The organism is Enterococcus sp. MMGLQ5-1, from assembly GCF_013155265.1.
GTDB lineage: Bacteria > Bacillota > Bacilli > Lactobacillales > Streptococcaceae > MMGLQ5-1.
Map to the genome: position 1 here is coordinate 112,347 of NZ_JABJXU010000004.1, position 24,792 is coordinate 137,138.

The following is a 24,792-nucleotide window of genomic DNA, read 5'->3' on the forward strand; positions in this document are numbered from 1 at the left end:
TTTATTTATGAAAAGATTTATGGATTGGTTAACAAATTCATTTGCACCGTCAATGAACAATCTTTTTTCAAAGCCTTGGTTGGCGGCGCTCTCAAGTAGTATGCAAAAAATTATTCCTTTTATTTTAACAGGCTCTTTGATTTATTTCTATAATGTATTTGTTTCATTTTTTCCGCAATTACCGGATTTATCACCAATTGTTAATTTTAGTTTTGGCCTAATTTCGTTGATTGTTGCATTTATGATGGCTAATCAGTGTATGGAGAAGCTGAATCATCCGTTTTATATTACCAATGCTGGTCTTGCAGCAATTTGTGTTTTGATAATGACCGTTATACCTCAGGGAGAAAATGCAGATAGCTTATCCGCTTTTTTAGGTAATTTAGGACCATCAGGGATTGCTGTAGGGATGGTCGTAGGCCTCTTTGTTTCAGTTGTCTTTCATTTATGGGGAAAGCTCAATTTTATGAAGGAAAGTAGTGTTCCTGATTTTGTAACGGGCTGGATTAATACAATTATTCCAAATTTAATTGTATTAGGAATAACGATGATCCTAGTGAACGTTTTAAAAATTAATATGTTTGAAGTTATTTTATCAGTATTTAAACCAGTAGCAGCAATTGGTCAGACTTTACCTGGATTTATCCTAATCTGTTTTATTCCCGCATTCTTTTATACCATGGGAATCTCTAGCTGGTTATTTGGAGCCGTTACAACGCCTATTTTTATGGCGGGTATTCAAGCAAATATTGAAGCGGTTGAGGCTGGCGGTGTCGCTCAAAATATTGTTACAAGTGAATCAGTATTTACCTTAGCGTTTATTACAATGGGTGGTATGTGTGCAACCCTAGGCTTGAATTTATTAATGTGCTTCTCTAAATCTAAGCAATTAAAGACGTTGGGGCGTGTATTTCTGGCACCATCAATTTTTAACATTAATGAGCCAGTAATGTTTGGGGCACCTGTTGTTTTTAATCCGTTACTAATGCTTCCAGCTTGGATTAATTCAATTGTAGGAGCGATTTATGTTTGGGTGCTGATGAGCACAGGCCTATTAAATATTCCTTCAAAAATGATTCAGGTTGGTCAGGTACCGGCACCTATTTCAAGTGTAATGGTTACACAAGATATTAGAGCAGTGATTTGGTGGGTAATTTTGTTTGTGATTTATCTAGTTATCTGGTATCCGTTTTTTAAGGCGTTTGAAAAAGAAAAGCTAGCTGAAGAAATACCAACAGTATAATATTGAGAATTTATAATGAAAAGAGGGCAAACATATATGATTGAACAAGAAGAAAATGAATTGATATCAGTCGCAATGGAAATTATTATTCATGCGGGTGACGCTAGAAGCTTGCTCACAGAAGCCTTAAAGTTAGCGAAGCAATTTGATTTTGAAGCCTGTGAAGCAAAAATGCGAGCAGCTGAGAAGAATATTGTTTTAGCCCATAAAGCTCAAACCTCAGTAATTCAGAAAGAGGCGAGTGGACATAGCTTTGAAGTTTCATTGCTCTTCATTCATGCACAGGATACTTTAATGACAATTAATTCTGAAATGCGGATGGCAAAAGAAATGATAGATATTTTAAAAATAATGAAAGGAGGAATTTAAGCTAATATGAAAAAAAAATTTCCTAAAAATTTTTTGTGGGGTGCTGCGACTAGTGCTTATCAAGTAGAGGGTGCAGCTTATTCAGATGGGAAAAAAGCATCACAGCAAGATATTATCAATGAAAAAAGTTATCAAGAAAAAGGGTTTGCAACAGCAGCTATTGCTAGTGATCATTATCATCATTATAAGGAAGATGTTGCCCTAATGAAGGAGATGGGCTTTACAGCTTATCGCTTTTCAATTGCATGGTCACGGATTTTCCCAGAGGGTGTCGGAGAAGTTAATGCTAAAGGCATACAATTTTATCATGATTTAATTGATGAGCTTTTGAAAAATGGGATTGAACCGATTGTAACACTTTATCATTATGATTTGCCGTGGGCACTGGTTGAAAAATATAATGGTTGGCTTGATAGACAGATTGTAGCCGATTTTGAATATTTTGCCAGCTATGTTATCAATGCGTTTAAGGATAAGGTTAAGTATTGGACCACGATTAATGAACAAAGTATTATTGTTCAATATTGGACCCAAAAATGCTTTATTCCAGAAGAATTGCAAGCCAATAATCAATTACGTTATCAAATCAATCATCATATGAACCTTGCGCATGCTATTGCATGTAAATTAGTCCATGAGCTTGTTCCAAATGGGGTGGTTGGCGCTGCACTTGGCTATGCGCCGGTTTATCCTTTAACCTCTAAACCAGAGGATGTTATGGCGGCACAAAATGCTCATGATTTACGAAATGCTTATTACCTAGATATTTATTTTAAAGGTATTTATACGAAATCAGCGATGATTTACTTAGAGGAAAATGGTCTTGCGCCAGTAATTGAAGCTGGTGATATGGCATTAATTAAAGAAGGCTATTCTGATTTCCTTGCCTTGAATTATTATGCAAGTGAGTGTGCTAAGGCTTGTCCCAAAGATGCTGGTAAAGCGATTAGGTATAGCGGTGTTAATTTATCAGGTAAAAAAGGAGAAATTTCCGGCTTTGAAACACATCCAGGATTTTATGAAATGTGCAAAAACCCTAATTTAGATACTACGGATTGGGATTGGGCGATTGATCCAATTGGCTTGGAGTATTTATTTAGAGATATTTATACTAGGTATAATAAACCATTAATGATTACAGAAAATGGCTTGGGTGCTTTTGATGAATTAACTGAGGATAATAAAATACATGATGACTATCGGATTGATTATTTAAGAAGTCATGTTATAGCAATGCAGCGTGCAATTGATTATGGCGTTGAAGTTTTAGCTTATTGTCCGTGGTCTGCTATTGATTTACTATCGACAAGTAATGGTGTTAAAAAGCGTTATGGATTTATTTATGTTGATCGAACAGACGATGATCCAAAAGCGTGTAAGAGAATAAGAAAGGATTCATTTTTCTGGTATCAAAATGTTATTAAATCAAATGGTAGTGAGTTAAATTAAATGGTTAGCAAAGGAGTATTAGATGACAATAAATAGTTTTCCGAAAGATTTTTTATGGGGAGGTGCAGTTGCAGCTTGTCAAATTGAAGGCGCTTATGATATCGATGGTAGAGGCTTATCAACCTCAGACATCCATGCCTATGATCCTGAAATCAATCGCAGCAATATTGAAAAAGAAGGCGGTGGCACTCTGCTAGGGATTAAGCGTGCTATAGCAGATAGTGAAAGCTATTATCCAAAACGCTACGGTATTGATTTTTATCATACTTATAAGGAAGATTTAGCCTTGATGAAGGAAATGGGATTTAATTCTTTTAGGACGAGTATTTCATGGTCACGTATTTTTCCAAAGGGTGACGAGTCCTCTCCGAATGAAGCAGGACTTTTATTTTATGACAATTTAATTGAGGAAATCATTGAAAATGGCATGGAGCCAGTCATGACAATGAGTCATTATGATATGCCACTTCATTTAGTAACTGAATATGGGGGCTTCGCGAATCGAAAGGTAATTGATTTCTTCGTGAAATATGCGAAGGTGTTATTAGAACGCTATAAAGGTAAGGTAAAATATTGGATTATCTGTAATCAGGTTAATCTTGTACCAGTTGTTCAATTTGGAAGTTTGGGTATTTATGATGATCAAGCTGAAAATATGGAAGCACTAATGTATCAAGCGGTTCATAATCAATTTGTTGCAGGCGCAAAAGTTGTTGAACTAGGTAGACAGATTGATCCAGATGCTCAGCTAGGAACCATGGTTGCTGATGGCACATTCTACCCAGCAACCTGTAAGCCAGAAGATGTTGTATTAACTATGAAAAAAAATCGAATGCAATATTATTTTACAGATGTTCAATTACGTGGAAAATATCCACAATTTGCACTTCGTTACTTTGAGGAAAATAATATTGAGCTACCAATTGAAGCGGGAGATTTGTCGCTTCTTCAAAATAATACAATGGATTTCTTAGCAATTTCTTACTATTACAGTAGGATTGTTGATTCAACTAAAAATGCCATGGCACCCTTTGAAGGGGAGCAAAACCCATATTTAAAGCCTACTCCGTGGGAATGGCGTGCTGATCCACTAGGATTTTATAACTGTTTATCCCAATACTGGGATAGATACGAGGTACCACTAATGATTGCAGAAAATGGTTTGGGTGCAATAGATACAGTTGAGGCAGATGGTCAAATTCACGACGAATATCGAATCGAGTATTTGAGGCAGCACATTGAGCAGCTCAAGGAATGTGTCAAGGATGGCGTAGATATTTTGGCCTATTTAAGCTGGGGACCGATTGACATTGTTAGCTCATCGAGCGCTGAAATGACGAAACGATATGGCTACATATATGTCGATTTGGATGATTTTGGAAAAGGCAGTGGCAAACGCTTAAGAAAGGATTCCTTTTATTGGTATCAAAAGGTTATTGAATCTAACGGTGAGACATTATAATGCTAGCTTGTTAGACGTAAAGTAACTATTCAAAATAATTCGTAACAGCGCTTGAACAGTATTCTACGACGATAATTTAACTCCATTGGATAATTACTATCTAATGGAGTTAAATTATTTTATAGATAATAAAAAGAGAAATGCTGACATGTATGGCATTTCTCTTATAAAATTTGAATACGGGTTACTTATTAAGCCACTTGCCGAGTTTGTGAAATACAATTAAAAAGGGTTTTGAGATATTAGGTCTTTTAAAGGTCTTTTTATTGATCTATTGTATTCATGAAAGTGAGGTATTATCCTGATTTCATCAGATACTTGAAACTTCTAAAGTGTGTTGATAAGTTTTTGTGATTTGTGAAATATTAATGTGTATCCCATCCACTTTGAGAGTGCATATTCTTTCAAAAAATGAGCAATTAATTTTTTTTTATTACTTACAACAAGAAATCTAATTCTGATAAAATAGTCTGCTATAGTATATTCTATTGTCCTGTATATATCTTATGAATTTTAATTTAAAATCTTTTTTATACTATAAAAATAATTATATTCCTTCGACGAACATGCCGCGCCGTATTTGAAAATAAAAAATAGTTTACCAAATACCCTTTTGGCAAAATCATATGGCAGGCTATGAATGTAATTAAGATCGAATAGGCACTTTTTAAAGTAATTAAGGTGGTATATAAACAATAAAGGAGAATATATAACTTTAAAAACTTATGTAATTGGAAATTTTAAAGGTGGGGGTGGAAAATCAACCGTTGAACAAGTGCTAATCAATCTACATTTAGAGAATATATTGGTTATTTAGTTAATATAATAATCTGAATGAGTTATAATTTAATTATAGATATTTTATTACTTGTGCATTTATTAAAATTTATAAATTCTCATTATTGGATTAGAAATACAAAATAAATTTTTGAAAATCAGAAGGGAAAATGGATGGATTTAAATAATTTTAAATGGACTAGAAGTCCCCGAAATTTTGTAGTGACAAATGAAACCGTTGAAATAATAACTAAATCACAAACTGATTTATGGCAAAATACTTATTATCATTTTCAAAATGATAATGCACCAGTATTTCAAATGGAAACAAATGAGCAATTTTTTAGTTTTGTTGTAAAAACGTCATTTGATACTTCACATCGATTTGATCAATGCGGGATTGTCATGTATCTGGATAGTAATAATTGGCTAAAGGCTTCCATCGAGTACGAGAATGAAAACTATCAGCATTTAGGAAGTGTTGTAACCAATTTGGGCTATTCAGACTGGGCAACTACAGTTATTGACGCTTCGATTAAAAGTATTTGGTATCGCTTAAGCCGTAGAGAAGATGATTACCGTATAGAGTGCTCATACGATGGTGTAAATTTTGAACAAATGCGAGTATGTCATATGCATAGAGGACAAGATACAGTTCGATTTGGGATTTATGCCTGCTCACCTGAAGTTTCTTCGTTTAAAGCCACCTTTAGTAATATTGATTTAATTGAATGCCAATGGGCGGCGCATAATGGCCAATTACCAGATTAGGTATGACTTTTTATAAAATCGATTGGTTTTTATCCAACTATAAATATAATGAAACGCTTAAGGAATGATTAGGTGAATTTTGAACAATTATTGTATGCTGAAGTATAGGCACAGCATAATTCTATGCAAAAAGCAAACGCAGCGGATGTCCTTCACATTACTGACAGAACAAATAATAGCCTGATAGTGGGACATTTGGCAACGATAAACCTCTAAAATAGGCGGTGTTCCTCAATGATCCTTTATAAACTCAAAAATTATCGAAGTCTTCCTGAAAGAAAAAAGGAGAGTTCGATTTTTTTTTAAAGTTCTACTTCTTCTTTTAAGCGTTTATTTTCTTTTTTTGAGTTACTTCATTTCTACGAACGAATTCATGAATTTCCCTTCTAGTAAAGATATGTTTTTCATGCTTTTTATATCCTTGAATCCATTGACAGGTGGATTCAAGGATAGACTTCCATTTTTTTGAAATAGTCGAGACGATTATCCCCTTCATTAACAAGAATAAACAGCTTGTCGTTTGAATTATTGTGTGAATGATTTGCGTTTCATAGTAATTCCCCCTCAAATTCCCTTAACTTGATGTCTACTGTAGTATAATCCGTCCAACGATCTCTTATAAAAGTTGTCTAGTTGTCTGTTGACAATCCAATTGGCTGGATAGAAGTGGTGAGTTTAATCAAACTAAAGATGCCCATAATTTATTTAAAAATCTATAAAATGTGATAAATTTATTTTTTAAATATTACTAGATACAATACCCTTAGATAGTATAATAATATTTTTTTAAGGCCAAATACTTCATTTGACAGTAATAAAAAGTATTAGAATACCAATGCTTCATTGATATTTTTGGACTAATTGTTAACTACTACCTACCAAAATTGATTATCCTAAAAATAGTATTTCAGAAATATTACTCTATTTTATTTTCAATATTATAATTCAAATATTTTGACTATCTAATTTCTTCATATATTAACTTTTGTTAACAAAAAACAGTAGTATAAGTTTTTCTAATATTTAAATTAATTAATTTAATTTTACTTATTATATTTTTAGCACAATAATCTAAAGTAGACATCTTTTTTAAAAAATATATATTAGTAAAAGGAGATTAATAAATGAAAATAGCTATTGTTGGTGCTGGAGCCATGGGAAGTATGATTGCAGCATATCTTAAAAAAGGTGGTGCCGAGGTGTCATTAATCGCACCATTAAAAGGTAATCATGCAATGACTATTAAACAAAAAGGATTAAATATAATATCTCACAATGAATCTGAAATAGTTCCTATTGATGTTGTCACTTCGTATAAGAATTTACCTACTATGGATTATGTCATAATCTTAGTTAAAGGTACTGTAACCAATAACGTACTAAAGGATATTCAACCAATAGTTGGTACGTATACATTTATTTGTACATTACAAAATGGACTTGGTAATGAGGAACTTATTGCTCACCAATATGGAGAAGAACGGACACTATATGGTTGCTTGAATATGTCAAGCGTTATTCAGCAAGCTGGCGTTATTGCTGGTGAATTGTTTGAGGGAGTAAATATATATCTCGGAAGCATAACAAAAAAAAGATTACAACAGGAAGCTTGCGAAGTTTTAGCTGCTTGTTTTGAAAACGGTGGCGTTCGTACTTCATTTGATGAGAAACAAATTGATCTCAACATTTGGAACAAGTTAATGATGAATATTGTTATTAATGCTCCGCTAGCATTATTGAGAATTCAAGTCGGAGAAGCTTGTCGTGATGAGAAATTTATTAAATTAGCCAAACATTTGGTTGAAGAAACGATAAAAATTGCTTACGCGAAAAATATATGTGAATTAGATAAGAAAAATTTTTTCGAAAAAACTTTACCTTCTGTTGCAGAAACTGCTAAAAATCATTTTCCATCGATGGCTCAAGATATGATAATCCATAGAAATCAAACCGAAATAGAAAATTTAAATGGCGCAATTTCTAGATTGGGTAAAGAATTCAATATTCCTACTCCTTATAACGATACAATAACGATGTTAGTTAAAATTTACGAAAATCATTATGATAAACAGTATATTTAATTAATTTTTAATTAAATTATTACTAGTGGTGTTTAATGATTTATAAAAAAGATACTGTAACATATGTGCTTATTTAACTGGAGAATTAGTATGAAAATCTTAGGAATAACAGGTGCTGTTATACTTATAATATATGCTATCGTACTGCTATACATTACTCGGTATGAAGAGAAATGAAAAAGATTAAATTAATTCATCTTTTTTTAATACAATAAAATCGATAAACTTTTTACTTGCTATAGGCAAAGCATCTTTATCTTTGTAGCCTATGGCTATTTTTCTCATAATCGGTTCGGTTATTGGAATAGATACAATATCTGCTTTGGCATTTTCAACCATTAATTTGGCTAAAATACTAATTCCCAATCCCGCTTCAACCATTTTCATAATGGCATAGTCATCATGCAATGTATACTTTATGTTAGGTGTCAGTTCGTATTTTTGGAAAGCGTTCAAGGGTTCGTTATAATGTCCTTCTTCTAATAATATAAATGGCTCTTTACTTATTTGAAACAAATCTACTTGTGGTAGAGTGGCTAGTTGGTGCTTTTTGGGTAAAACCGCCAACATTTCGCCACTTTTAATGGAGACTGTTTCCAATTTAGTTACTGCATTGGGTGTAATAAAACCAAAGTCAACTGTTCCCTCTTTTATCCATTGCTGAATAGAAGAATAATCCCCTTGATAAAGAATGAATTGAACTTTTGGAAAATCAATTTGAAATTCTCTTATTAACTCTGGTAGCCAATACGCAGTCACACTAGCTATGGCACCAATACGAATCGTTCCTGTTCCTAGTCCTTTTATTTCATTAACTTTTTCTTTCATAATTTGAAATTGAACAATGCTTCTTTCGATATAAGGATATAACTCTTTTCCTTCTTTCGTTAATTCTACACCTGCTCTTGAACGGCTTAAAAGTTTTATTGATAATTCATTTTCTAAGGAAGAAATTGTTTGACTTAGTGACGATTGCGTGTATCCGAGAATATTGGCTGCCTTAGTAAAACTACCAATTTCAACAATTTTTTGCAAAATAATATAAGGATTCATTATATCCATCACTCTTTCTAATATTGTAATTAAAAATATTAATTTAACTTATTGATAAGAAGATTATATAATAAAAATGGAAGAAAAAAAACTTAAGAATATAGGTGATCATAATGTCATACGAATCAGTCAAACAATTTTTAATTAAACATGAGCTAGGCGATCAAATACAAGTAAATGAACATATTGGAGATACTGTAGAGCATGCTGCACAAGTTATTGGCTGTGAACCTGCTCAAATTGCTAAAACAATGTCATTTCTTCAAAAAGAAAAGCCAATATTAATCGTTATGGCTGGAGATGCTAAAGTGAATAATCGCAAATATAAAGATGCCTTTCAACAAAAGGCAAAAATGATTCCTGGATCACAAGTGGAGGATTTAATTGGGCATGTCCCAGGTGCTGTTTGTCCATTTGCTATCAAAAATGGTGTAGAAATTTTCTTAGATGTTTCCTTGAAACGATTTAGTACCATCTATACTGCTGGTGGTAGCTTAAATAGTACTGTGCAGTTAACACTACCAGAGCTTGAAGAACTCACGGACTATACAAAATGGGTCGACACCTGTACAGGTTGGTATGTGAATCAAGAATAATAAAAATAAAATCATCTAAAAAAATAATGACTTGCTGAATTAAGAAAATTATTTTTGAATAGATAAAAATAATCGAGGGTATGTTTATGAACAGTAATAAAGCAACTTTTTTAATGGTTACTGTGTCTTTAGCTTGGGGTATGTCTTATTTATTAATGAAAATTGGCCTCTCTGGCATAGAACCATTCAATCTAATTGGGTTACGATTTGGTATTGCTTTTATAGCAATGATTCTATTATCATGGAAAAAATTTATTAGAATAAATAAACCAACAATTAAATACGGCTTACTCATGGGTGGCTTATTATTTTTGATATTCTCCTCTTTAGTAATTGGTGTAAAGTACACACCCGCATCAACTGCTGGTTTTTTAGCTAGTACAACTGTCGTATTTGTACCAATCATTGAAAGTATTGTAAATCGAAAAAAACCAAGTAATTCGATATTCATTAGCATTTTTATGAGTACTGTAGGTTTATATTTATTAACTGCCAATGGAAACTCTTTACATTTAGGAAAAGGGGCTTTCCTTTGCATACTAACTGCAATTTTGTATGCATCCTATATCATTATTTTGGATTTTCTTGCTTGTAAAAAAGAAATTGATTTATTTTTGGTTAGTATTATTCAACTAGGTGTTACTTCACTTATGGGATGGGGATTTTCAACTGTTTTTGAAAGACCTTCGCTCCCAAACAATTCTAGTCAATGGCTAGCAATTTTAGCCTTAGGAATCTTTTGCAGTGCTTATGGGTTTGTGGTGCAACCAATGTCTCAAAAATATTTATCTGCAGTAAAAATTGGATTAATTTTTTCTCTGGAACCTGTTTTTTCTGCATTACTTTCATTTCTTTTTATCCATGAAGTATTGGAAATTAGAGGTTATTTTGGTGCATTGTTAATATTAATATCTATACTATATGCTCAATTCTCATCTGGGAAGAAAACTTTTAAAGATCAAAACACTAAATTAGCAAAAGAAATTTATTAATAAAAATAGAAGCATTGGAGGAAATATTATGAAGGAGTTATTATTTCAACAAATTGATGTTTTTACAAAAAAATCTTTTAAAGGGAATCCTGTAGCAGTTATTCTTGAAGGTGATAATCTTTCGACAAAAGAGATGCAAACTATTGCAAACTGGATGAACCTTTCTGAAACAACTTTCATCTGTCGTTCAAGTGATCCAATGGCAGATTATAAGTTAAGGATATTTAGTACTCAAAGTGAGTTGCCTTTTGCTGGACATCCCACCATCGGTTCCGCATTTGCTTTTTATAATCAGAATAAAGAAAATCTAAAAAAAGACTATATCATTCAAGAATGTGGTCAAGGGTTAATAAAAATATATATCGAATCTGATAAGATATTTTTAACACTTCCAGAATATAAAATTAAAGAAATTCAACGTAACCAAATAGAACAGTTTTCAGAAGCTTTAGGCATTCCAGTTGAAAGTATTAAAGAACATGCCATTATCGATGTAGGGGCTGTATGGATAACTCTACAAATAACCAATGGACAAGAAGTTATCTCTTTGCGTCCGGATTTTAAAAAAATATCAGCACTTACTAAAGAAGTTACTGGTTTAACAATTTTTGGATTAAATGACTTAAATGATGAGAGCGATATGGAAGTTCGTTCTTTCGCGCCTAATGAAGGGGCAAATGAAGATCCAGTCTGTGGAAGCGGAAATGGATGCGTGGCAATTTTGGTCAAAAACAAAAAATTAATTTCAAACAAAAACTATGTTGCTAGTCAGGGAATATGTATGGGAAGGGATGGGAAAGTTGAAATAAAATATCAAGATGATGGTGAGATATTACTTGGTGGAGATGCCGTGACCTGCATTCAAGGTTTTTTAAAGTTGTAATAATTATCAAAAATTTTTTTGAGATTCACTAATTGATACTATGCCAATAATAATTATTTAATATTATAAAGAATTATCGGACAATTTTGAGTATTTTGTTGACAATTAATTTAACAATTTATAGTTTTATGAAGTATTTTCACTGATAAATTTTATTCTTTTTTGAAAGTAATAATATAAAAAAACAACTGATGATTTTGTCAGTTGTTTTTAAGTTATAGTTTGCTATTAATTATTGTCGTGCTTTTTATGAAATTTTTGGTGAGTATCATATTGTTGAAGTGAATGGTAAAGAAAGATTAACTGCTATTGAAAATCAATAGAGAAATGTTTAGAAAATGGTGTGATGAAAATTTAGCAGAAGCATTTAGAGAGATTAAATGACATCTAGTCTTTGTTCGTTTTTTGTTCGTTTTCATTTAAAAACTTATCTTTTTTTAAAATAAAAAACGCCTATAAATAAGCGTTTGTGGAATCTTTTTTAAGTTTATTTCGTGGATTTAAGCCACTTGCCGGGCTCGAACCGGCGACCCCCACCTTACCATGGTGGTGCTCTACCTAACTGAGCTAAAGCGGCGTACTATATAAATTTAATAAAAAAACTGGTAGCTGTCAATATAATTTTGATGCTTTTTTATTTTTCAGCCATTTATCGCAAAAATTAGACCACTTAACTCAGAAAGCTTTATTTTGATTTTAAAGCGGCTATGATAAGGGTGAGGTGAGAGAGAATGGCAATTATTGAAACAAGACAGTTAACCAAAAAATATGGTGAACAGCTTGCAGTTAATCAGCTTAATATTCAAATAAAATCAGGTAGTTTAACTGCCTATTTAGGTACAAATGGCGCTGGTAAATCGACAACAATTAGGATGTTAACAGGAACACTCCAACCAACTTCTGGCGAAATTCTTTATAATGGTAAGTTGAATCATTCATCCATCAAAATTGGTGTGGTCTTTCAAAATAGTGTCTTGGATGATGAATTGACCGTAATGGAAAATTTATTGCTCCGTGCTGAAATGTACCATCACGTTGACCAAAAACGCTTAGATGAATTAATCACAAAAATCGGAATTAATGAATATGCACAAAAGAAATATGGTCGCTTATCAGGGGGGATGCGGCGTAAGGTTGATATTGCAAGAGCATTGATTCATCAGCCTGAAATCTTATTTTTAGATGAACCAACTACTGGTCTTGATCTGCAATCGCGAAAAGAAATATGGCAGTTACTGAACGCTCTAAAGGAATCGGAAAATATTGGTATTTTACTCACAACGCATTATTTAGAAGAGGCTGAATATGCGGATAGTGTTTATATTTTGGAAAATGGGCAGCTACTTGAAGCAGGAACTGCGGAAAGCTTAAAGCGGAAGTATAGTACGCCAATGGTTTGGTTAAAGGTTAAAGATAAGACTAATTTAAAATTAAGCATTGATCAAAAGCAAATTGTGGGTGAGGACGATCGTGGAATTTGTATTAATGTAAAAAATATAATAGAAATGTTTGATTTATTTGAAGCAGAGCGCCATAACATTATTGATTTTACTTATCAGCCTATCGGCATGAATGAGGTTTTTTTAAAGGTAACGGGAAGGAATTTTAATCATGATAGCAATCGTTAAACGTAATTGTAAAATTTATTTTAATAATCGGACGAATGTATTATTTTCATTGCTTGGCTCATTGATTGTTTTTGCACTTTATGTGCTTTTTTTAAGAGAAAATACGATTTCTCAAGTTGAACAGCTGAAAAATGGTGCTCTGTTAATTGATATGTGGCTGCTTGGTGGCATTTTGGCAGTAACCGCCCTGACGACCTCTCTTTCGACTTTAGGTCAAATGATTCGTGATAAGGCACAAAACAAATTTATGGATTTTTCGATTACCGACACCGCTCCTTTTTCATTATTGGCAGGCTATTTTTTCAGTGCTGTTATTATTTCAGTGCTAATGCAGCTTGTTGTTTTCATAGTTTGCTTGGCGTATTTTGCCAAGCAGGAAGCATTGCTACTGTCTATAGATTTAATTATTAAGACATTTATTTTAATAATTCTAAGTGCATTAACAGCCACCTCTTTTAATTTAGTTCTTTTATCATTTGTTAAAAGTGAAGAAACTTTAAAAACGTTAGGTAGTATCTTTGGTGCTTTGTCCGGTTTTTTGTGTACGGCCTATGTTCCAGTTGGTAATTTTAGTGGTGCAGCTTTAACTATAATTAAGATTTTTCCAATGTCATACGCCTCATCAAGCTTTCGCCGAACATTGATGACACCAATTTTGAGTGATTTCTCTGTAGCACAAAGCGAAGCGTTAAAGAAAAGCTTGGGCGTGGGCTATCTTTGGCATAATCAGCTTTCAGGCGCTCATTTTGAACTATTTTTCTTAGGGTTGACGATTTTGGTTTCTTTAGTCATTATAGGGATATTAAGTCGTAAGATTTTACAGGTAACCTTAGCATAGTTTATTTTTAGAGGGAGCGCTTGACTTGAAAATATTCTTCAAAGAAAAAAATAATTTGGCTGAAATTCAGGTGACGATTGAAGCGAAAGAAAAAAATGTTGCAGTCGGTCATTTGATGGATTATCTAGCAGACTATAACCAAACGCTTGGCATTTATATTATTCAAATGGGTGGGAGAATTTATAAATTTCCTAAAAATGATATTATTTGGTGTGAGGTTTTTGGAGATTATACAACAATCCACCTAGCTAACGAGAAATATGTTTTCCGTAAGACCTTAAGTCAGCTTGAAATAGAATTACCAGAGCGCCAATTTGTTCGAGTTTCGAGAAGCACGTTAGTGAATATGGATTATATTATGAAAATAGAAAGTAGCTTCTCAGGAAATATGCAAGCCATCTTAAAGACAAATACTGCGGTTCAGATTAGTCGCAAGTATTGGAAAAATATTAAGCAGAGGATTTTAGCCGATGAATAAAATAACCAAATGGATTCAACCGATGATAACTGGCTTTGGTTTTGGTAGCTTTTTTCTCCTAGCTGTCGTTTTAGGGCAAGAAAATAGTTATCTGATTACGCGCTTTGATTTTTTGACCGTTTTATTTGCGAGTGCCTTATTTGGCCTATATTCAAAAGTATTTAAGTCCGAAAAAATAAGCTATTTACTAGCATTTGGTATTCATTTTATCTTAACCTTTATTACAGCTACAATCATGATTGCTTTAATAATGGATATTGACAGCTGGCTGATTTTTCTACATTTTTTATTAATTTTTGTGATTATTTATGCAGTGGTTTGGCTGGTTTTGCTTTTATTTGATAGGCGTGAAATTAAGCAGGTCAATCGTAAATTAAAAAGTCGGCATTGACATTTTAAGAAAAGATGAGGCAACAATAGCAATTTAAAAGTTAACTTCGTTATTTTAACTTTTTGAAAATTGTTATATGTTGTTTTGTCTTTTTTATTATTTTTATGATTAACCATTTGCCAATAACAGCATTTCAGCAGTTATTAATTAAATGCTATACTAATACAATAGTAGTTTGTTCTTTTGTTGTAATAAATTTAAGTTCAGTATATTACTATTCGTAATTATTAAACATAAAATAGTTTTATCTATGGAGGATAACTTAATGAAAAAATTAGTAATCGCAGAAAAACCCTCCGTTGCTAAAGATTTAGCAAGAGTTCTCGGTGCCAAGCAAGCGTCAAAATATTATTTTGAGGGCGATGATTATATTATTACATGGGCACTAGGGCACCTATTAACCTTAAGAATGCCTGAAGATTTAGATAAAAGCTGGCAGAAATGGGAGATGAATCCATTACCGATGCTACCATCAAAAATTGGGATTAAGCCGTTACCCAAAACGCGTGGTCAGCTCAAGGCAATCGGTGAATTAGCAAAGCGTAAGGATATTAGTGGCATTGTTATCGCAACCGATGCTGGACGCGAAGGAGAGCTAGTCGCTCGCTGGATTATTGAGTGGATTCGTTTTAATAAAAAAATAGAAAGGCTTTGGATTTCTTCACAGACTGATCGAGCAATTAAGGCAGGGTTTGCTAAGCTAGAGCCTGCTCAAAATTATCAACGCTTATATGATTCTGCGTTGGCCCGTAGTCAGGCTGACTGGTACATTGGACTGAATGTGACACGTGCATTAACAGTTAAATATAATGATAGTTTATCTGCTGGACGTGTCCAAACACCAACTTTGCAGCTTGTCCGCCAAAAAGAAGCAAAGATTGCCTCCTTTCGTGCACAAACCTTTTACGAGCCTAAATTAATTGTTCAGGGTAAGGAAGGTAAATATCAAGGCAATCCATTTAAGTCACAAGTAGAAGTCGAAAGCTTAATTAAGCAAATCACTGAAAAAGGTCAGGTTGAAATTAGTGAAACACAGCTCAAAACGGAATCCGCACCATTGCCTTATGATTTGACTGAGCTACAGCGTGTAGCCAATGAAAAATATGGCTTTTCAGCTAAAAAAACCTTATCGCTTGTTCAAACATTATATGAGTTTCATAAAATTGTTTCTTACCCTAGAACGGATAGTAAGTATTTACCAAGTGATTTGCGAGCTGAGCTGAAGGAACATTTGTTGGCGTTACGCCAAGTGATTGATCTTCGTGAAATTATTAAAAGCGGTGCAAAGGTGATTCAACAAGCAGTTTTTAATGATAGTAAGGTTAGTGACCATTACGCATTGATTCCAACAGAAAAAGCTCCGAATTTAGCCAAGCTTAGCAATGATGAGCATAAAATCTACTTCTTAATTGTGAACCGTTTTGTTGGTTTATTTTTACCAAAATTTAAAAAAGAGGTACAAAAAATAACGGTTACTTTTCCAGAGGCTACTTTTATCTTTCATCAAGAAAAAATTCTCGAAGCGGGCTTTAAACAAGAGCAGCAGATTGAGAAAAGTATTGATTGGCATCAAATTAAGCAAATTGCGCCACAGTTTTCAATTAAGCAAACGACCACAACCCCACCAAATCCCTTATCTGAAGGTAAGCTATTACAGCAAATGGAAAAATATGGGCTTGGTACGCCTGCGACACGAGCTGAAATTATTGAAAAGATTATTTCAAGTGGTTATGTTGATCGAAATAAATTTTTAACGACAACGCCAAAGGGTAGACAGCTATTGGATTTAGTGAATCCAGATTTGAAAACACCAGAAACAACTGCCAAATGGGAGATTCGCCTTGAAAGAATTGCCCAAGGCAAAGAAAAGCCTGAGCAATTTGTTACTGATATCAAGGCTAAAGCGACAGCGCTGATTGCCGAAATTAAATCAAGCGATATTGAATACAAGGATTTCTCGCTCACAACCAAAATTTGTCCTAAATGTGGTGCTAATTTAAAGGAAAAGGCGACCAAAAATGGTAAATTACTTATCTGTAGTAATTTAGAATGTGATTATAAGCGCCAAGCAGAAGCTAAGATTAGTAATCATCGTTGCCCACAGTGCCATCGGAAAATGCTGATTATTGATGGTAGTAATGGTAAATATTTTAAATGTAAATATGATGGTACAACTGAAAAGCTGACTGGTGGGAAGGCTGGATCAAAAAAGGTAGATAAGCGAGAAACACAAAAAATTATGAAAAAATTAGAAAAGGCTGCAGAATTAGAAAGTCCATTGGCAGCAGCGTTAAAAAATCTGAAAATTTAGCTAAATCTAGTATCGAGTGCTTGACAATGCTCTTTCGATTCAATCATTTTTTGCGATAAGTCAACTAAATGATTAAGTGGAGTCTAAAGGTTTATCCTTCAGCGTAGCGTATCAATTTCTTGAGTGATTTGTACTTGTGAAACAAGTAATGCGAAAGCATTCTGTTTATGAATTTAAAAGACAAATTACGAAACAAAACGACTAAAATCACAAGTTTCTTTATCTCAAAAATGATTGCCTACCGTTCACTAAGGTGCTAAATGTACTCGCTCGTGATTTTGTAAAAAATCGTAAACATCAATACATTTACTTTGGCGCACTTCGCCAAAGTTGATGTTGTAGATTTTTCAAAAATCACAGTACATTTAGCCCGTTTCGAGCATGTCAGAGCAAGCACTCTCAACTTTTTAAATAGATTAATCATGGTTTACTAATGTATCTCAAGCTTGATTATGTTATGATTATGAGTGGATATTTTCTTATTTCAGAGTTTGAAATAGCGATTATTAATGCAGGAGGCTGGCGCTTTGACCAAAGAAACTTTTTATATTACAACCCCAATTTACTATCCATCAGGGAAATTACATATTGGGAATTCTTATACAACAATTGCCTGTGATGCTTTGGCGCGTTACAAACGATTAATGGATTTTGATGTTTTTTATTTAACTGGTACTGATGAGCATGGTCTAAAAATTGAAGAAAAAGCCAACCAACTTGGCGTGACACCTAAGAAGTACGTTGATGGTATGGCTGAAGATATTAAGGCTCTATGGTCATTATTAGATATTAGCTATGATAAATTTATCCGGACAACTGATGATTATCATGAGGCGGCAATCCAACAAATTTTTGAGCAGCTGTTAGCTCAGGGTGATATTTATTTAGGGGAATACGCAGGCTGGTATTCAGTATCTGACGAAGAATTTTTTACTGAAACACAGCTTGCAGAGGTCTTTAAAGATGATTCAGGCAAAGTGATTGGTGGGATTGCACCAAGTGGTCACGAAGTAGAATGGGTCAAGGAAGAATCTTATTTCTTCAGAATGAGTAAGTATGCTGATCGTCTTTTAGATTATTATAATGAGCATCCAGAGTTTATTCAGCCAGAATCACGGAAAAATGAAATGATTAATAATTTTATTAAACCGGGCTTAGAGGATTTAGCTGTTTCAAGAACGACATTTACTTGGGGTATTCCGGTTAAATCGAATCCGAAGCACGTCGTCTATGTCTGGATTGATGCTTTAGCGAACTATATCACTGCACTTGGCTACGGTAGCGAGGATGATTCGCTCTTTAAAAAATATTGGCCTGCTAACATCCACATGGTAGGTAAGGAAATTGTCCGTTTTCATACAATTTACTGGCCGATTATGCTAATGGCACTAGATTTACCACTACCAAAGCAGGTTTTTGGCCATGGTTGGCTATTGATGCGTGATGGTAAGATGTCTAAGTCTAAAGGAAATGTTGTCTATCCAGAAATGCTCGTTGAACGTTATGGCTTAGATGCTTTACGTTATTATTTACTTCGTGCAGTACCCTTCGGTAGTGATGGCGTCTTTACACCTGAAGACTTTATAACTAGAACTAATTCTGATTTAGCAAATGACTTGGGTAATCTATTAAATCGGACTGTAGCAATGATTAATAAATATACAGATGGCGTGATTCCAACCTACCATCGTAATGTCACATCCTTTGATGCAGATTTACAAAACCAAATTTTGGACTCGGTTGAGAAATATCATAAGGCCTTTGATAAATTAGAATTTAATATTGCTTTAGGCGAGGTTTGGGATATTATTTCACGTTCTAATAAATATATTGATGAGTCAATGCCTTGGGTTCTAGCGAAAGATGAAAATAAGCGTGATGAATTAAATAGTGTTTTAGTACATTTAGCAGAGGCGTTGGCGTTAGTCGGGGTCTTAATTCAACCAGTATTAACACAAGCACCAAAAGCAATCTTTGAACAGCTCGGTTTAGGGACATTGCCAAATATTGATTCAGCAGTATATGGTGAATTGACGGCAAATCAAAAAGTGGTGACCAAAGGTCAGCCAATTTTTCCACGATTAGATTCTGAGGTAGAAATTGCTTATATTAAGGAGCAAATGTCTGGTGGCATCACTGAAAAGGAGTGGTTACCAGAAGAGGTTGAATTGCTTTCAGCTAAGGATAAATCGATTAAATATGAGGATTTTGATAAAGTTGAATTGAAGGTTGCCGAGGTCATTGAGGTCAAAAAGGTAGAGGGCGCGGATAAGCTTTTACAATTTAGACTAGACGCAGGTGATAAAGAGCACCGTCAAATTTTATCAGGTATTGCAGAATTTTATCCAAATCCAGAGGTTTTGATTGGACAGAAGGTTGTGATTGTTGCTAATTTGAAGCCGAGAAAATTGCGCGGTGAGGTTAGTCAAGGTATGATTTTATCTGCTGAGGGTGAAAACGGTATTTTGAAGGTTGTTGCAGCACCAAACGTACCTAATGGTTCTTTGATTAGCTAGTTTAACAAAATTATTCGTAAGGCTGGCAAAATGCCAGCCTTATTTTAAATTAAAAAGGATGGAATAAGATCAGGAGGCTTACAATGACATTTGAATCAGTTTTACCAATGCTAAAGGCAGGTAAAAGGGCTGTTAGAACACAAGGCTGGGGTGGTGCAGAAAATTTTATTGCGATTTATGACTCGATCACACTAGAGAATGGGGAAAGGCTTAAAGTAACACCATATTTCTTGATTAATGTTTCTGGCGAGGGTGAAGGCTATTCAATGTGGTCGCCAACGCCTTGCGATGTCTTGGCAGATGATTGGATAATTGTGACCGATTAAATTTAGGTATGGATACGCTCATTTTTTGTATTTAATAAGGCTTTAATAGGAGCATTTTTAGTGAACCAATGTGACGGAATAAATATTGATATCTGCAATGAGCGCTGACCAATGATACTTTTTTAAAGGTCAAAGGAGAGACGATGGCTATTTGGAATTTTAAAAATAAACGGGTTCTAGTTACTGGCTGTAGCAGCGGTATTGGCTTAGCACAGGCAAAGGCTTTTCTGGATCAAGGAGCGATAGTCTATGGTATTGATATTCAGGTCTGCCCGCTTGCCGAATCAGAAGCCTTTAAATTTTATCAGCTGGATATTCTTGATAGTCAGCAGCTTGAAAGAGTAATTGATAACTTTGATTCAATTGATATTTTACTTAATACGGCAGGTATATTGGATGATTATCAACCAATACTGATGACCAGTCAATTGGCTTTTGAAAAGGTTATGGCGACCAATCTTACGAGTATGTTTATGGTTACTCGCCAAGTCTTACCCAAAATGCTAGCTCAAAAATCAGGCACGATTATCAATATGTGTTCGATTGCTGGCTTAGTTGCTGGTGGTGGTGGTATTGCTTATACAACCAGCAAGCACGCGGTTGCTGGATTTACTAAGCAGCTTGCCTTAGACTATGCTAAGGATAATTTAAAGGTTAATGCAATTGCCCCTGGAGCGATAAAAACACCAATGAATGCTAGGGATTTTTCTGGAGCTGGTGAGATGGCACAGTGGGTTGCCGGTGAAACACCTGTTAACCGCTGGGGAACCGCTGAGGAGGTCGCTAATTTAAGCTTATTTTTGGCGAGTGAGAGCTCTGACTATATCCAAGGCGCAATTATGCCAATTGATGGCGGCTGGACTTTAAAATAGCTTTTTTGCTAATTTTTTATGATTGGGTTATTAGTAATTTTTTAGAGATAATTAAACATATGTTATAATTATTAAAAAACTTGAGGAATAATGATGGATATAATAGATCAAGAGGTTGCTGAAAAGCTTAAACAGTTGACGGATTATTTGACTGAGCTTGACTTAGTGAAAAATTATCGTGCAATCGAATATAAAATAAATCAGAACAGACAGATTCAGCAATGGACTGAGGATTTAGAACGTGCACAAAAGGATGCAGTGCTTTATCAGCGAATTGATAAAAAAGCGGCTGCTCAGCTTGCTAATCAACAGGCAGATGCGTTAAATGATAAGATTAATCAGCATCCCTTGGTAATTGCATATCGTCAAGAATTAAAGAACGTTGATGATTTGCTACATTACTTAACGCATCGAATCGAAGATGAAGTCAATCAATCACTGGAAGATAATAATTTTAAATAATTATTAATAAGATACTTTTATTATAGGAGATAAAAAATGGCAATTGAGAAAATTTCTCCAGGCATGCAACAATATCTTGACATTAAAAAAGACTACCCAGATGCTTTTTTAATGTTTAGAATGGGAGATTTCTATGAATTATTTTATGAGGATGCCGAAAAAGCAGCTCATTTATTAGAGTTGACCTTAACCAGTCGCAATAAAAATGCCGAAAAACCAATTCCAATGGCAGGTGTGCCATACCATTCAGCTCAAATCTACGTTGATCAGCTAATAGAGGCTGGCTACAAGGTTGCGATTGCTGAACAGATGGAAGATCCAAAGCTTGCCAAAGGTGTGGTTAAGCGTGAAGTTGTGCAAGTCTTAACGCCGGGGACTGCGACCAATAGTCAAGAGGATAAGACGAGTAACAATTTTCTAACTGCAATTGCGCAAACAGCTGGCGGCTATAGCTTTGCATATATCGACTTGGCAACAGGTGAATTAAAGGTATCCTATTTTGCGGAATTAGATGAAGTTATCAATGAATGCTTAAGTCTTAATACTAAAGAATTAATTTTAGATGAAGCTTTAATTTTAGATTTAGAAGCAATCAAAAAACGGTTAGCTATTTTAATCTCTGTCCGAGCAGTTGAAGGACTTGCTGGTGAGCTGAGCGAGCTGATTGCTGATATTGAAATCAGTATCCAGCCTGCATTAAATCTATTGTTAAATTATGTTAGTAAAACGCAAATGCGCCATCTATCGCATATTAAGCCTGCTGAATTTTATACCGCTGAGCAGTTTTTAAAGATTGATTATTTTTCAAAATATAATCTTGAATTAACAAAGACGATTCGTCATGGCAGAAAGCAGGGTACTTTATTTTGGCTTTTGGATGAGACGAAAACAGCAATGGGTACTCGTTTATTAAAGCAATGGATTGAGCGTCCATTGATTCAAAAAAAATCGATTTTAGAAAGACAAGCGGCTGTTGAAGTATTGCTAAACCACTTTTTTGAGCGTAGTGATTTAGAAGAGAGCCTAAAGGGTGTCTATGACTTAGAACGTCTGGCAAGTCGCGTCGCCTTTGGAAATGCCAATCCGAAGGATTTTTTACAGCTTAAGCATTCACTCTATCAGGTACCAAATATCATCGCTATTTTGCGCAACATTAATCACCCAGCTTTAAATTACCTGACAGACCAGTTAAATGAGCTACCGGAGCTCGCTGGCTTGATTGAGCGAGGGATTGCTGATGACGCTGCCAGTGCTATCACTGAAGGTGGGATTATTAAAACGGGCTATAATGCGGAATTAGACGTATTTCGCGAGGCGGGCCGTAATGGTGCCAAATGGATTTCAGAGATTGAACAAAAGGAAAAAGAGAATACGGGTATTAAAAATTTACGTATTGATTATAATCGCAAGGATGGTTATTATTTCCACGTCACTCAATCACAGCTCGGTGCTATTCCAGATTATTTTTTTAGAAAAGCGACCCTAAAAAATTCAGAGCGCTTTGGTACGGATGAATTAGCTAAAGTCGAAGGTACTATTTTAGAAGCACGTGATAAATCGACCGACCTAGAGTATCATCTGTTTTTGACAATCCGTGAACAGGTGGAAGGCTACATCACGCAGCTGCAAAAGCTGGCCTCAAAGATTGCTGAAATTGATTGTTTACAAAGTCTTACTCAGGTGGCAGAAAATTATCACTATGTGAAGCCTGAGATGGTCGAGTTTGGGCGTTCACTAGATATTGTTGAAGGACGTCATGCTGTTGTAGAGAAGGTTTTAGGTCCAAATACTTATGTTCCAAACTCGATTGAAATGCGTGAAGCTGAAACAATTGAATTGATTACTGGTCCTAATATGTCAGGTAAGTCAACTTATATGAGGCAGCTTGCCCTAATGGTCATTCTGGCACAAATCGGTAGCTTTGTGCCTGCCTCATCAGCCAAGCTACCAATATTTGATGCAATCTATACGAGAATTGGGGCAAGCGATGATTTAATCTCAGGACAGTCAACTTTCATGGTTGAAATGATGGAGGCTAACCTTGCGGTTCGTAATGCGACAGCTCAAAGCTTAATTTTATTTGATGAGCTTGGTAGAGGGACAGCGACTTATGATGGTATGGCTTTAGCACAAGCAATTATTGAATATTTGCATGATAACGTTGGTGCAAAAACCTTGTTTTCAACGCATTACCATGAATTAACAATCTTAGGTCAAACGCTTTCTGGACTTAAAAATGTACATGTATCAACACTTGAAGAGGACGGTAATGTTACTTTTTTACATAAAATGATTGCTGGGCCTGCAGACAAAAGCTATGGGATTCATGTTGCTCAAATTGCTGGCTTGCCAAGTGCTGTCTTAAAGCGGGCGCAGGTTATACTGGATGAGCTAGAAAACGCTGAACAGTCACCGAAAGCATCGACAGGAGCGCCTGCGGATGAACAACTTTCACTTTTTGTTGAAGCTTCAAATGATGCGCTAATTAGTGAAATTAAGGCTTTTGATTTGATGCATGCAACACCATTGGATGCGATGACTTTTATTGCAAGCTTACAAAAAAAATGCTGAAACAGTTGTTCTGATAGCTGTTAGTGCTAAACTAGATTTTTAAGCTAAATTATTGTAGTACAGTATCCGCGTGCGACACATTTTAAAGTTGCTAAAGTCACTAGAGGAGTTTTTAGAGGCACGATGTCAAAAAAGAAAAAATTAAAAAAAACATTAGTTGAACAAATTTTAGATAAGGCCAAGATATCATATGAATCTATAGTTTTTTCAACACATCAAGCTGGTGATGTGATACAAATTGATCATCAGCTAGAAGCTGAGACGATTTATAAAACACTTGCTTTAATTGGTAATGTGACTGGACCGGTAATTGGTATTGTACCGGTTTCAGCGCACCTATCGTATAAGAAATTAGCAGTAATTTCAGGTAATAAAAAGGTTGGTATGATTCCACTTAAGGATTTGGAGCAAACAACAGGCTATATTCATGGTGCAAATAATCCAGTCGGGATTTATCAAACTAAAAAATTTCCGATTTATATCGATCAATCTGCTGTTAGTCGTGGCTGGCTCATAGTTTCTGCGGGAGAATTAGGTCGCTCAATTAAAATAAATGCGCAGGACCTTGCTAAATTTGTGCAGGCGGAGTTTACAGATTTGATAGATAATTAAAATAATAACGTTGTCTGATAATCAGTCCTTTGCCACTCTTTAATCAACCAAAAGTCTGATGTATTCACCCTTCTATTCTTTTATAGTGAATATATTAAGTGTTAAAGGGAG

At 34.6% G+C, this 24,792-nt stretch carries 21 protein-coding genes and 1 tRNA gene; 20 read left to right on the plus strand and 2 right to left on the minus strand.

Going from position 1 to position 24,792, the window contains the following annotated elements; all coding sequences use genetic code 11:
• Positions 1 to 7: 7 nt before the first annotated feature.
• The 6 genes from HOY35_RS05895 (at position 8) to HOY35_RS05920 (ending at position 8,152) form a co-directional block, all read left to right on the plus strand.
• Positions 8 to 1,243: a PTS sugar transporter subunit IIC gene (locus HOY35_RS05895; protein WP_172211289.1), complete on the plus strand. Its 1,236-nt coding sequence runs from the start codon at positions 8 to 10 to the stop codon at positions 1,241 to 1,243.
• A 36-nt stretch (positions 1,244 to 1,279) separates the two neighbouring features.
• Positions 1,280 to 1,612, plus strand: coding sequence for a PTS lactose/cellobiose transporter subunit IIA (locus HOY35_RS05900; RefSeq protein WP_172211460.1), 333 nt, complete (start codon positions 1,280 to 1,282; stop codon positions 1,610 to 1,612).
• Between the two features lie 6 nt (positions 1,613 to 1,618).
• Positions 1,619 to 3,061, plus strand: coding sequence for a glycoside hydrolase family 1 protein (locus HOY35_RS05905; protein WP_172211291.1), 1,443 nt, complete (start codon positions 1,619 to 1,621; stop codon positions 3,059 to 3,061).
• Between the two features lie 22 nt (positions 3,062 to 3,083).
• A complete protein-coding gene (locus HOY35_RS05910; protein ID WP_172211293.1) occupies positions 3,084 to 4,523 on the plus strand; it encodes a glycoside hydrolase family 1 protein in 1,440 nt (479 codons plus the stop codon).
• 951 nt (positions 4,524 to 5,474) lie between these two features.
• Positions 5,475 to 6,071 (plus strand): DUF1349 domain-containing protein, encoded by a 597-nt coding sequence (locus HOY35_RS05915; RefSeq protein ID WP_172211295.1) that lies wholly within the window; start codon positions 5,475 to 5,477, stop codon positions 6,069 to 6,071.
• A gap of 1,124 nt (positions 6,072 to 7,195) precedes the next feature.
• Complete coding sequence (locus HOY35_RS05920; RefSeq protein ID WP_172211297.1) at positions 7,196 to 8,152, plus strand: ketopantoate reductase family protein; 957 nt, start codon at positions 7,196 to 7,198, stop codon at positions 8,150 to 8,152.
• 183 nt (positions 8,153 to 8,335) lie between these two features.
• Here the strand turns inward: HOY35_RS05920 and HOY35_RS05925 are convergent, their stop codons facing one another.
• Positions 8,336 to 9,205, minus strand: a complete 870-nt coding sequence (locus tag HOY35_RS05925) for a LysR family transcriptional regulator (protein WP_172211299.1) — start codon at positions 9,203 to 9,205, stop codon at positions 8,336 to 8,338.
• Between the two features lie 113 nt (positions 9,206 to 9,318).
• Here HOY35_RS05925 and HOY35_RS05930 point away from each other — a divergent pair, with 113 nt between their 5' ends.
• The 3 genes from HOY35_RS05930 to HOY35_RS05940 all read left to right on the plus strand — a co-directional run bounded on the left by HOY35_RS05930 (position 9,319) and on the right by HOY35_RS05940 (position 11,676).
• Complete coding sequence (locus HOY35_RS05930; RefSeq protein WP_172211301.1) at positions 9,319 to 9,801, plus strand: YbaK/EbsC family protein; 483 nt, start codon at positions 9,319 to 9,321, stop codon at positions 9,799 to 9,801.
• An 86-nt stretch (positions 9,802 to 9,887) separates the two neighbouring features.
• Entirely contained in the window at positions 9,888 to 10,793 is a 906-nt protein-coding gene (locus HOY35_RS05935; protein WP_172211303.1) for a DMT family transporter, read from the plus strand.
• A 28-nt stretch (positions 10,794 to 10,821) separates the two neighbouring features.
• Positions 10,822 to 11,676 carry a PhzF family phenazine biosynthesis protein gene (locus HOY35_RS05940; protein ID WP_216656328.1) on the plus strand — a complete coding sequence of 285 codons (855 nt, stop codon included), beginning with the start codon at positions 10,822 to 10,824 and terminating at the stop codon, positions 11,674 to 11,676.
• 503 nt (positions 11,677 to 12,179) lie between these two features.
• On the opposite strand, the gene HOY35_RS05945 is transcribed toward HOY35_RS05940, so the two are convergent.
• Positions 12,180 to 12,253 (minus strand) — tRNA-Thr (locus HOY35_RS05945).
• A 154-nt stretch (positions 12,254 to 12,407) separates the two neighbouring features.
• Here HOY35_RS05945 and HOY35_RS05950 point away from each other — a divergent pair.
• From HOY35_RS05950 to HOY35_RS06000, 11 genes are all read left to right on the plus strand, one after another.
• Positions 12,408 to 13,304 carry an ABC transporter ATP-binding protein gene (locus tag HOY35_RS05950; RefSeq protein WP_172211305.1) on the plus strand — a complete coding sequence of 299 codons (897 nt, stop codon included), beginning with the start codon at positions 12,408 to 12,410 and terminating at the stop codon, positions 13,302 to 13,304.
• A complete protein-coding gene (locus tag HOY35_RS05955; RefSeq protein WP_172211307.1) occupies positions 13,288 to 14,142 on the plus strand; it encodes an ABC transporter permease in 855 nt (284 codons plus the stop codon). Before HOY35_RS05950 ends, HOY35_RS05955 begins: the two co-directional genes overlap by 17 nt.
• Positions 14,143 to 14,167: 25 nt before the next feature.
• The gene (locus HOY35_RS05960; protein ID WP_172211309.1) at positions 14,168 to 14,620 is read left to right on the plus strand and encodes a LytTR family DNA-binding domain-containing protein; all 453 of its coding nucleotides are present in this window, start codon (positions 14,168 to 14,170) and stop codon (positions 14,618 to 14,620) included.
• Positions 14,613 to 15,011 (plus strand): DUF3021 domain-containing protein, encoded by a 399-nt coding sequence (locus HOY35_RS05965; protein WP_172211311.1) that lies wholly within the window; start codon positions 14,613 to 14,615, stop codon positions 15,009 to 15,011. The genes HOY35_RS05960 and HOY35_RS05965 overlap by 8 nt, the downstream gene beginning before the upstream one ends.
• Before the next feature lie 265 nt (positions 15,012 to 15,276).
• A complete protein-coding gene (locus HOY35_RS05970; RefSeq protein WP_172211313.1) occupies positions 15,277 to 17,322 on the plus strand; it encodes a DNA topoisomerase 3 in 2,046 nt (681 codons plus the stop codon).
• Positions 17,323 to 17,849: 527 nt separating this feature from the next.
• Positions 17,850 to 19,838 (plus strand): methionine--tRNA ligase, encoded by a 1,989-nt coding sequence (gene metG / locus HOY35_RS05975; RefSeq protein WP_249641485.1) that lies wholly within the window; start codon positions 17,850 to 17,852, stop codon positions 19,836 to 19,838.
• 83 nt (positions 19,839 to 19,921) lie between these two features.
• On the plus strand, positions 19,922 to 20,164 hold the full coding sequence (locus HOY35_RS05980) for a DUF2829 domain-containing protein (RefSeq protein WP_172211317.1): 243 nt from the start codon (positions 19,922 to 19,924) through the stop codon (positions 20,162 to 20,164).
• A 143-nt stretch (positions 20,165 to 20,307) separates the two neighbouring features.
• Positions 20,308 to 21,036 (plus strand): 3-oxoacyl-ACP reductase, encoded by a 729-nt coding sequence (locus HOY35_RS05985; RefSeq protein ID WP_172211319.1) that lies wholly within the window; start codon positions 20,308 to 20,310, stop codon positions 21,034 to 21,036.
• A 90-nt stretch (positions 21,037 to 21,126) separates the two neighbouring features.
• Positions 21,127 to 21,498, plus strand: coding sequence for a YlbF family regulator (locus HOY35_RS05990; RefSeq protein ID WP_172211321.1), 372 nt, complete (start codon positions 21,127 to 21,129; stop codon positions 21,496 to 21,498).
• Between the two features lie 36 nt (positions 21,499 to 21,534).
• Positions 21,535 to 24,069 carry a DNA mismatch repair protein MutS gene (mutS, locus tag HOY35_RS05995; RefSeq protein WP_172211323.1) on the plus strand — a complete coding sequence of 845 codons (2,535 nt, stop codon included), beginning with the start codon at positions 21,535 to 21,537 and terminating at the stop codon, positions 24,067 to 24,069.
• A gap of 123 nt (positions 24,070 to 24,192) precedes the next feature.
• On the plus strand, positions 24,193 to 24,681 hold the full coding sequence (locus HOY35_RS06000; RefSeq protein WP_172211325.1) for an aminoacyl-tRNA deacylase: 489 nt from the start codon (positions 24,193 to 24,195) through the stop codon (positions 24,679 to 24,681).
• Positions 24,682 to 24,792: the final 111 nt, after the last annotated feature.

Coding starts and splice junctions, on each gene's coding strand:
- HOY35_RS05895 (WP_172211289.1), top strand. CDS start 8: ATGAAAAGATTTATGGATTGGTTAACAAATTCATTTGCACCGTCAATG.
- HOY35_RS05900 (WP_172211460.1), top strand. CDS start 1,280: ATGATTGAACAAGAAGAAAATGAATTGATATCAGTCGCAATGGAAATT.
- HOY35_RS05905 (WP_172211291.1), top strand. CDS start 1,619: ATGAAAAAAAAATTTCCTAAAAATTTTTTGTGGGGTGCTGCGACTAGT.
- HOY35_RS05910 (WP_172211293.1), top strand. CDS start 3,084: ATGACAATAAATAGTTTTCCGAAAGATTTTTTATGGGGAGGTGCAGTT.
- HOY35_RS05915 (WP_172211295.1), top strand. CDS start 5,475: ATGGATTTAAATAATTTTAAATGGACTAGAAGTCCCCGAAATTTTGTA.
- HOY35_RS05920 (WP_172211297.1), top strand. CDS start 7,196: ATGAAAATAGCTATTGTTGGTGCTGGAGCCATGGGAAGTATGATTGCA.
- HOY35_RS05925 (WP_172211299.1), bottom strand. CDS start 9,205: ATGAATCCTTATATTATTTTGCAAAAAATTGTTGAAATTGGTAGTTTT.
- HOY35_RS05930 (WP_172211301.1), top strand. CDS start 9,319: ATGTCATACGAATCAGTCAAACAATTTTTAATTAAACATGAGCTAGGC.
- HOY35_RS05935 (WP_172211303.1), top strand. CDS start 9,888: ATGAACAGTAATAAAGCAACTTTTTTAATGGTTACTGTGTCTTTAGCT.
- HOY35_RS05940 (WP_216656328.1), top strand. CDS start 10,822: ATGAAGGAGTTATTATTTCAACAAATTGATGTTTTTACAAAAAAATCT.
- HOY35_RS05950 (WP_172211305.1), top strand. CDS start 12,408: ATGGCAATTATTGAAACAAGACAGTTAACCAAAAAATATGGTGAACAG.
- HOY35_RS05955 (WP_172211307.1), top strand. CDS start 13,288: ATGATAGCAATCGTTAAACGTAATTGTAAAATTTATTTTAATAATCGG.
- HOY35_RS05965 (WP_172211311.1), top strand. CDS start 14,613: ATGAATAAAATAACCAAATGGATTCAACCGATGATAACTGGCTTTGGT.
- HOY35_RS05970 (WP_172211313.1), top strand. CDS start 15,277: ATGAAAAAATTAGTAATCGCAGAAAAACCCTCCGTTGCTAAAGATTTA.
- HOY35_RS05980 (WP_172211317.1), top strand. CDS start 19,922: ATGACATTTGAATCAGTTTTACCAATGCTAAAGGCAGGTAAAAGGGCT.
- HOY35_RS05985 (WP_172211319.1), top strand. CDS start 20,308: ATGGCTATTTGGAATTTTAAAAATAAACGGGTTCTAGTTACTGGCTGT.
- HOY35_RS05990 (WP_172211321.1), top strand. CDS start 21,127: ATGATGGATATAATAGATCAAGAGGTTGCTGAAAAGCTTAAACAGTTG.
- mutS (WP_172211323.1), top strand. CDS start 21,535: ATGGCAATTGAGAAAATTTCTCCAGGCATGCAACAATATCTTGACATT.
- HOY35_RS06000 (WP_172211325.1), top strand. CDS start 24,193: ATGTCAAAAAAGAAAAAATTAAAAAAAACATTAGTTGAACAAATTTTA.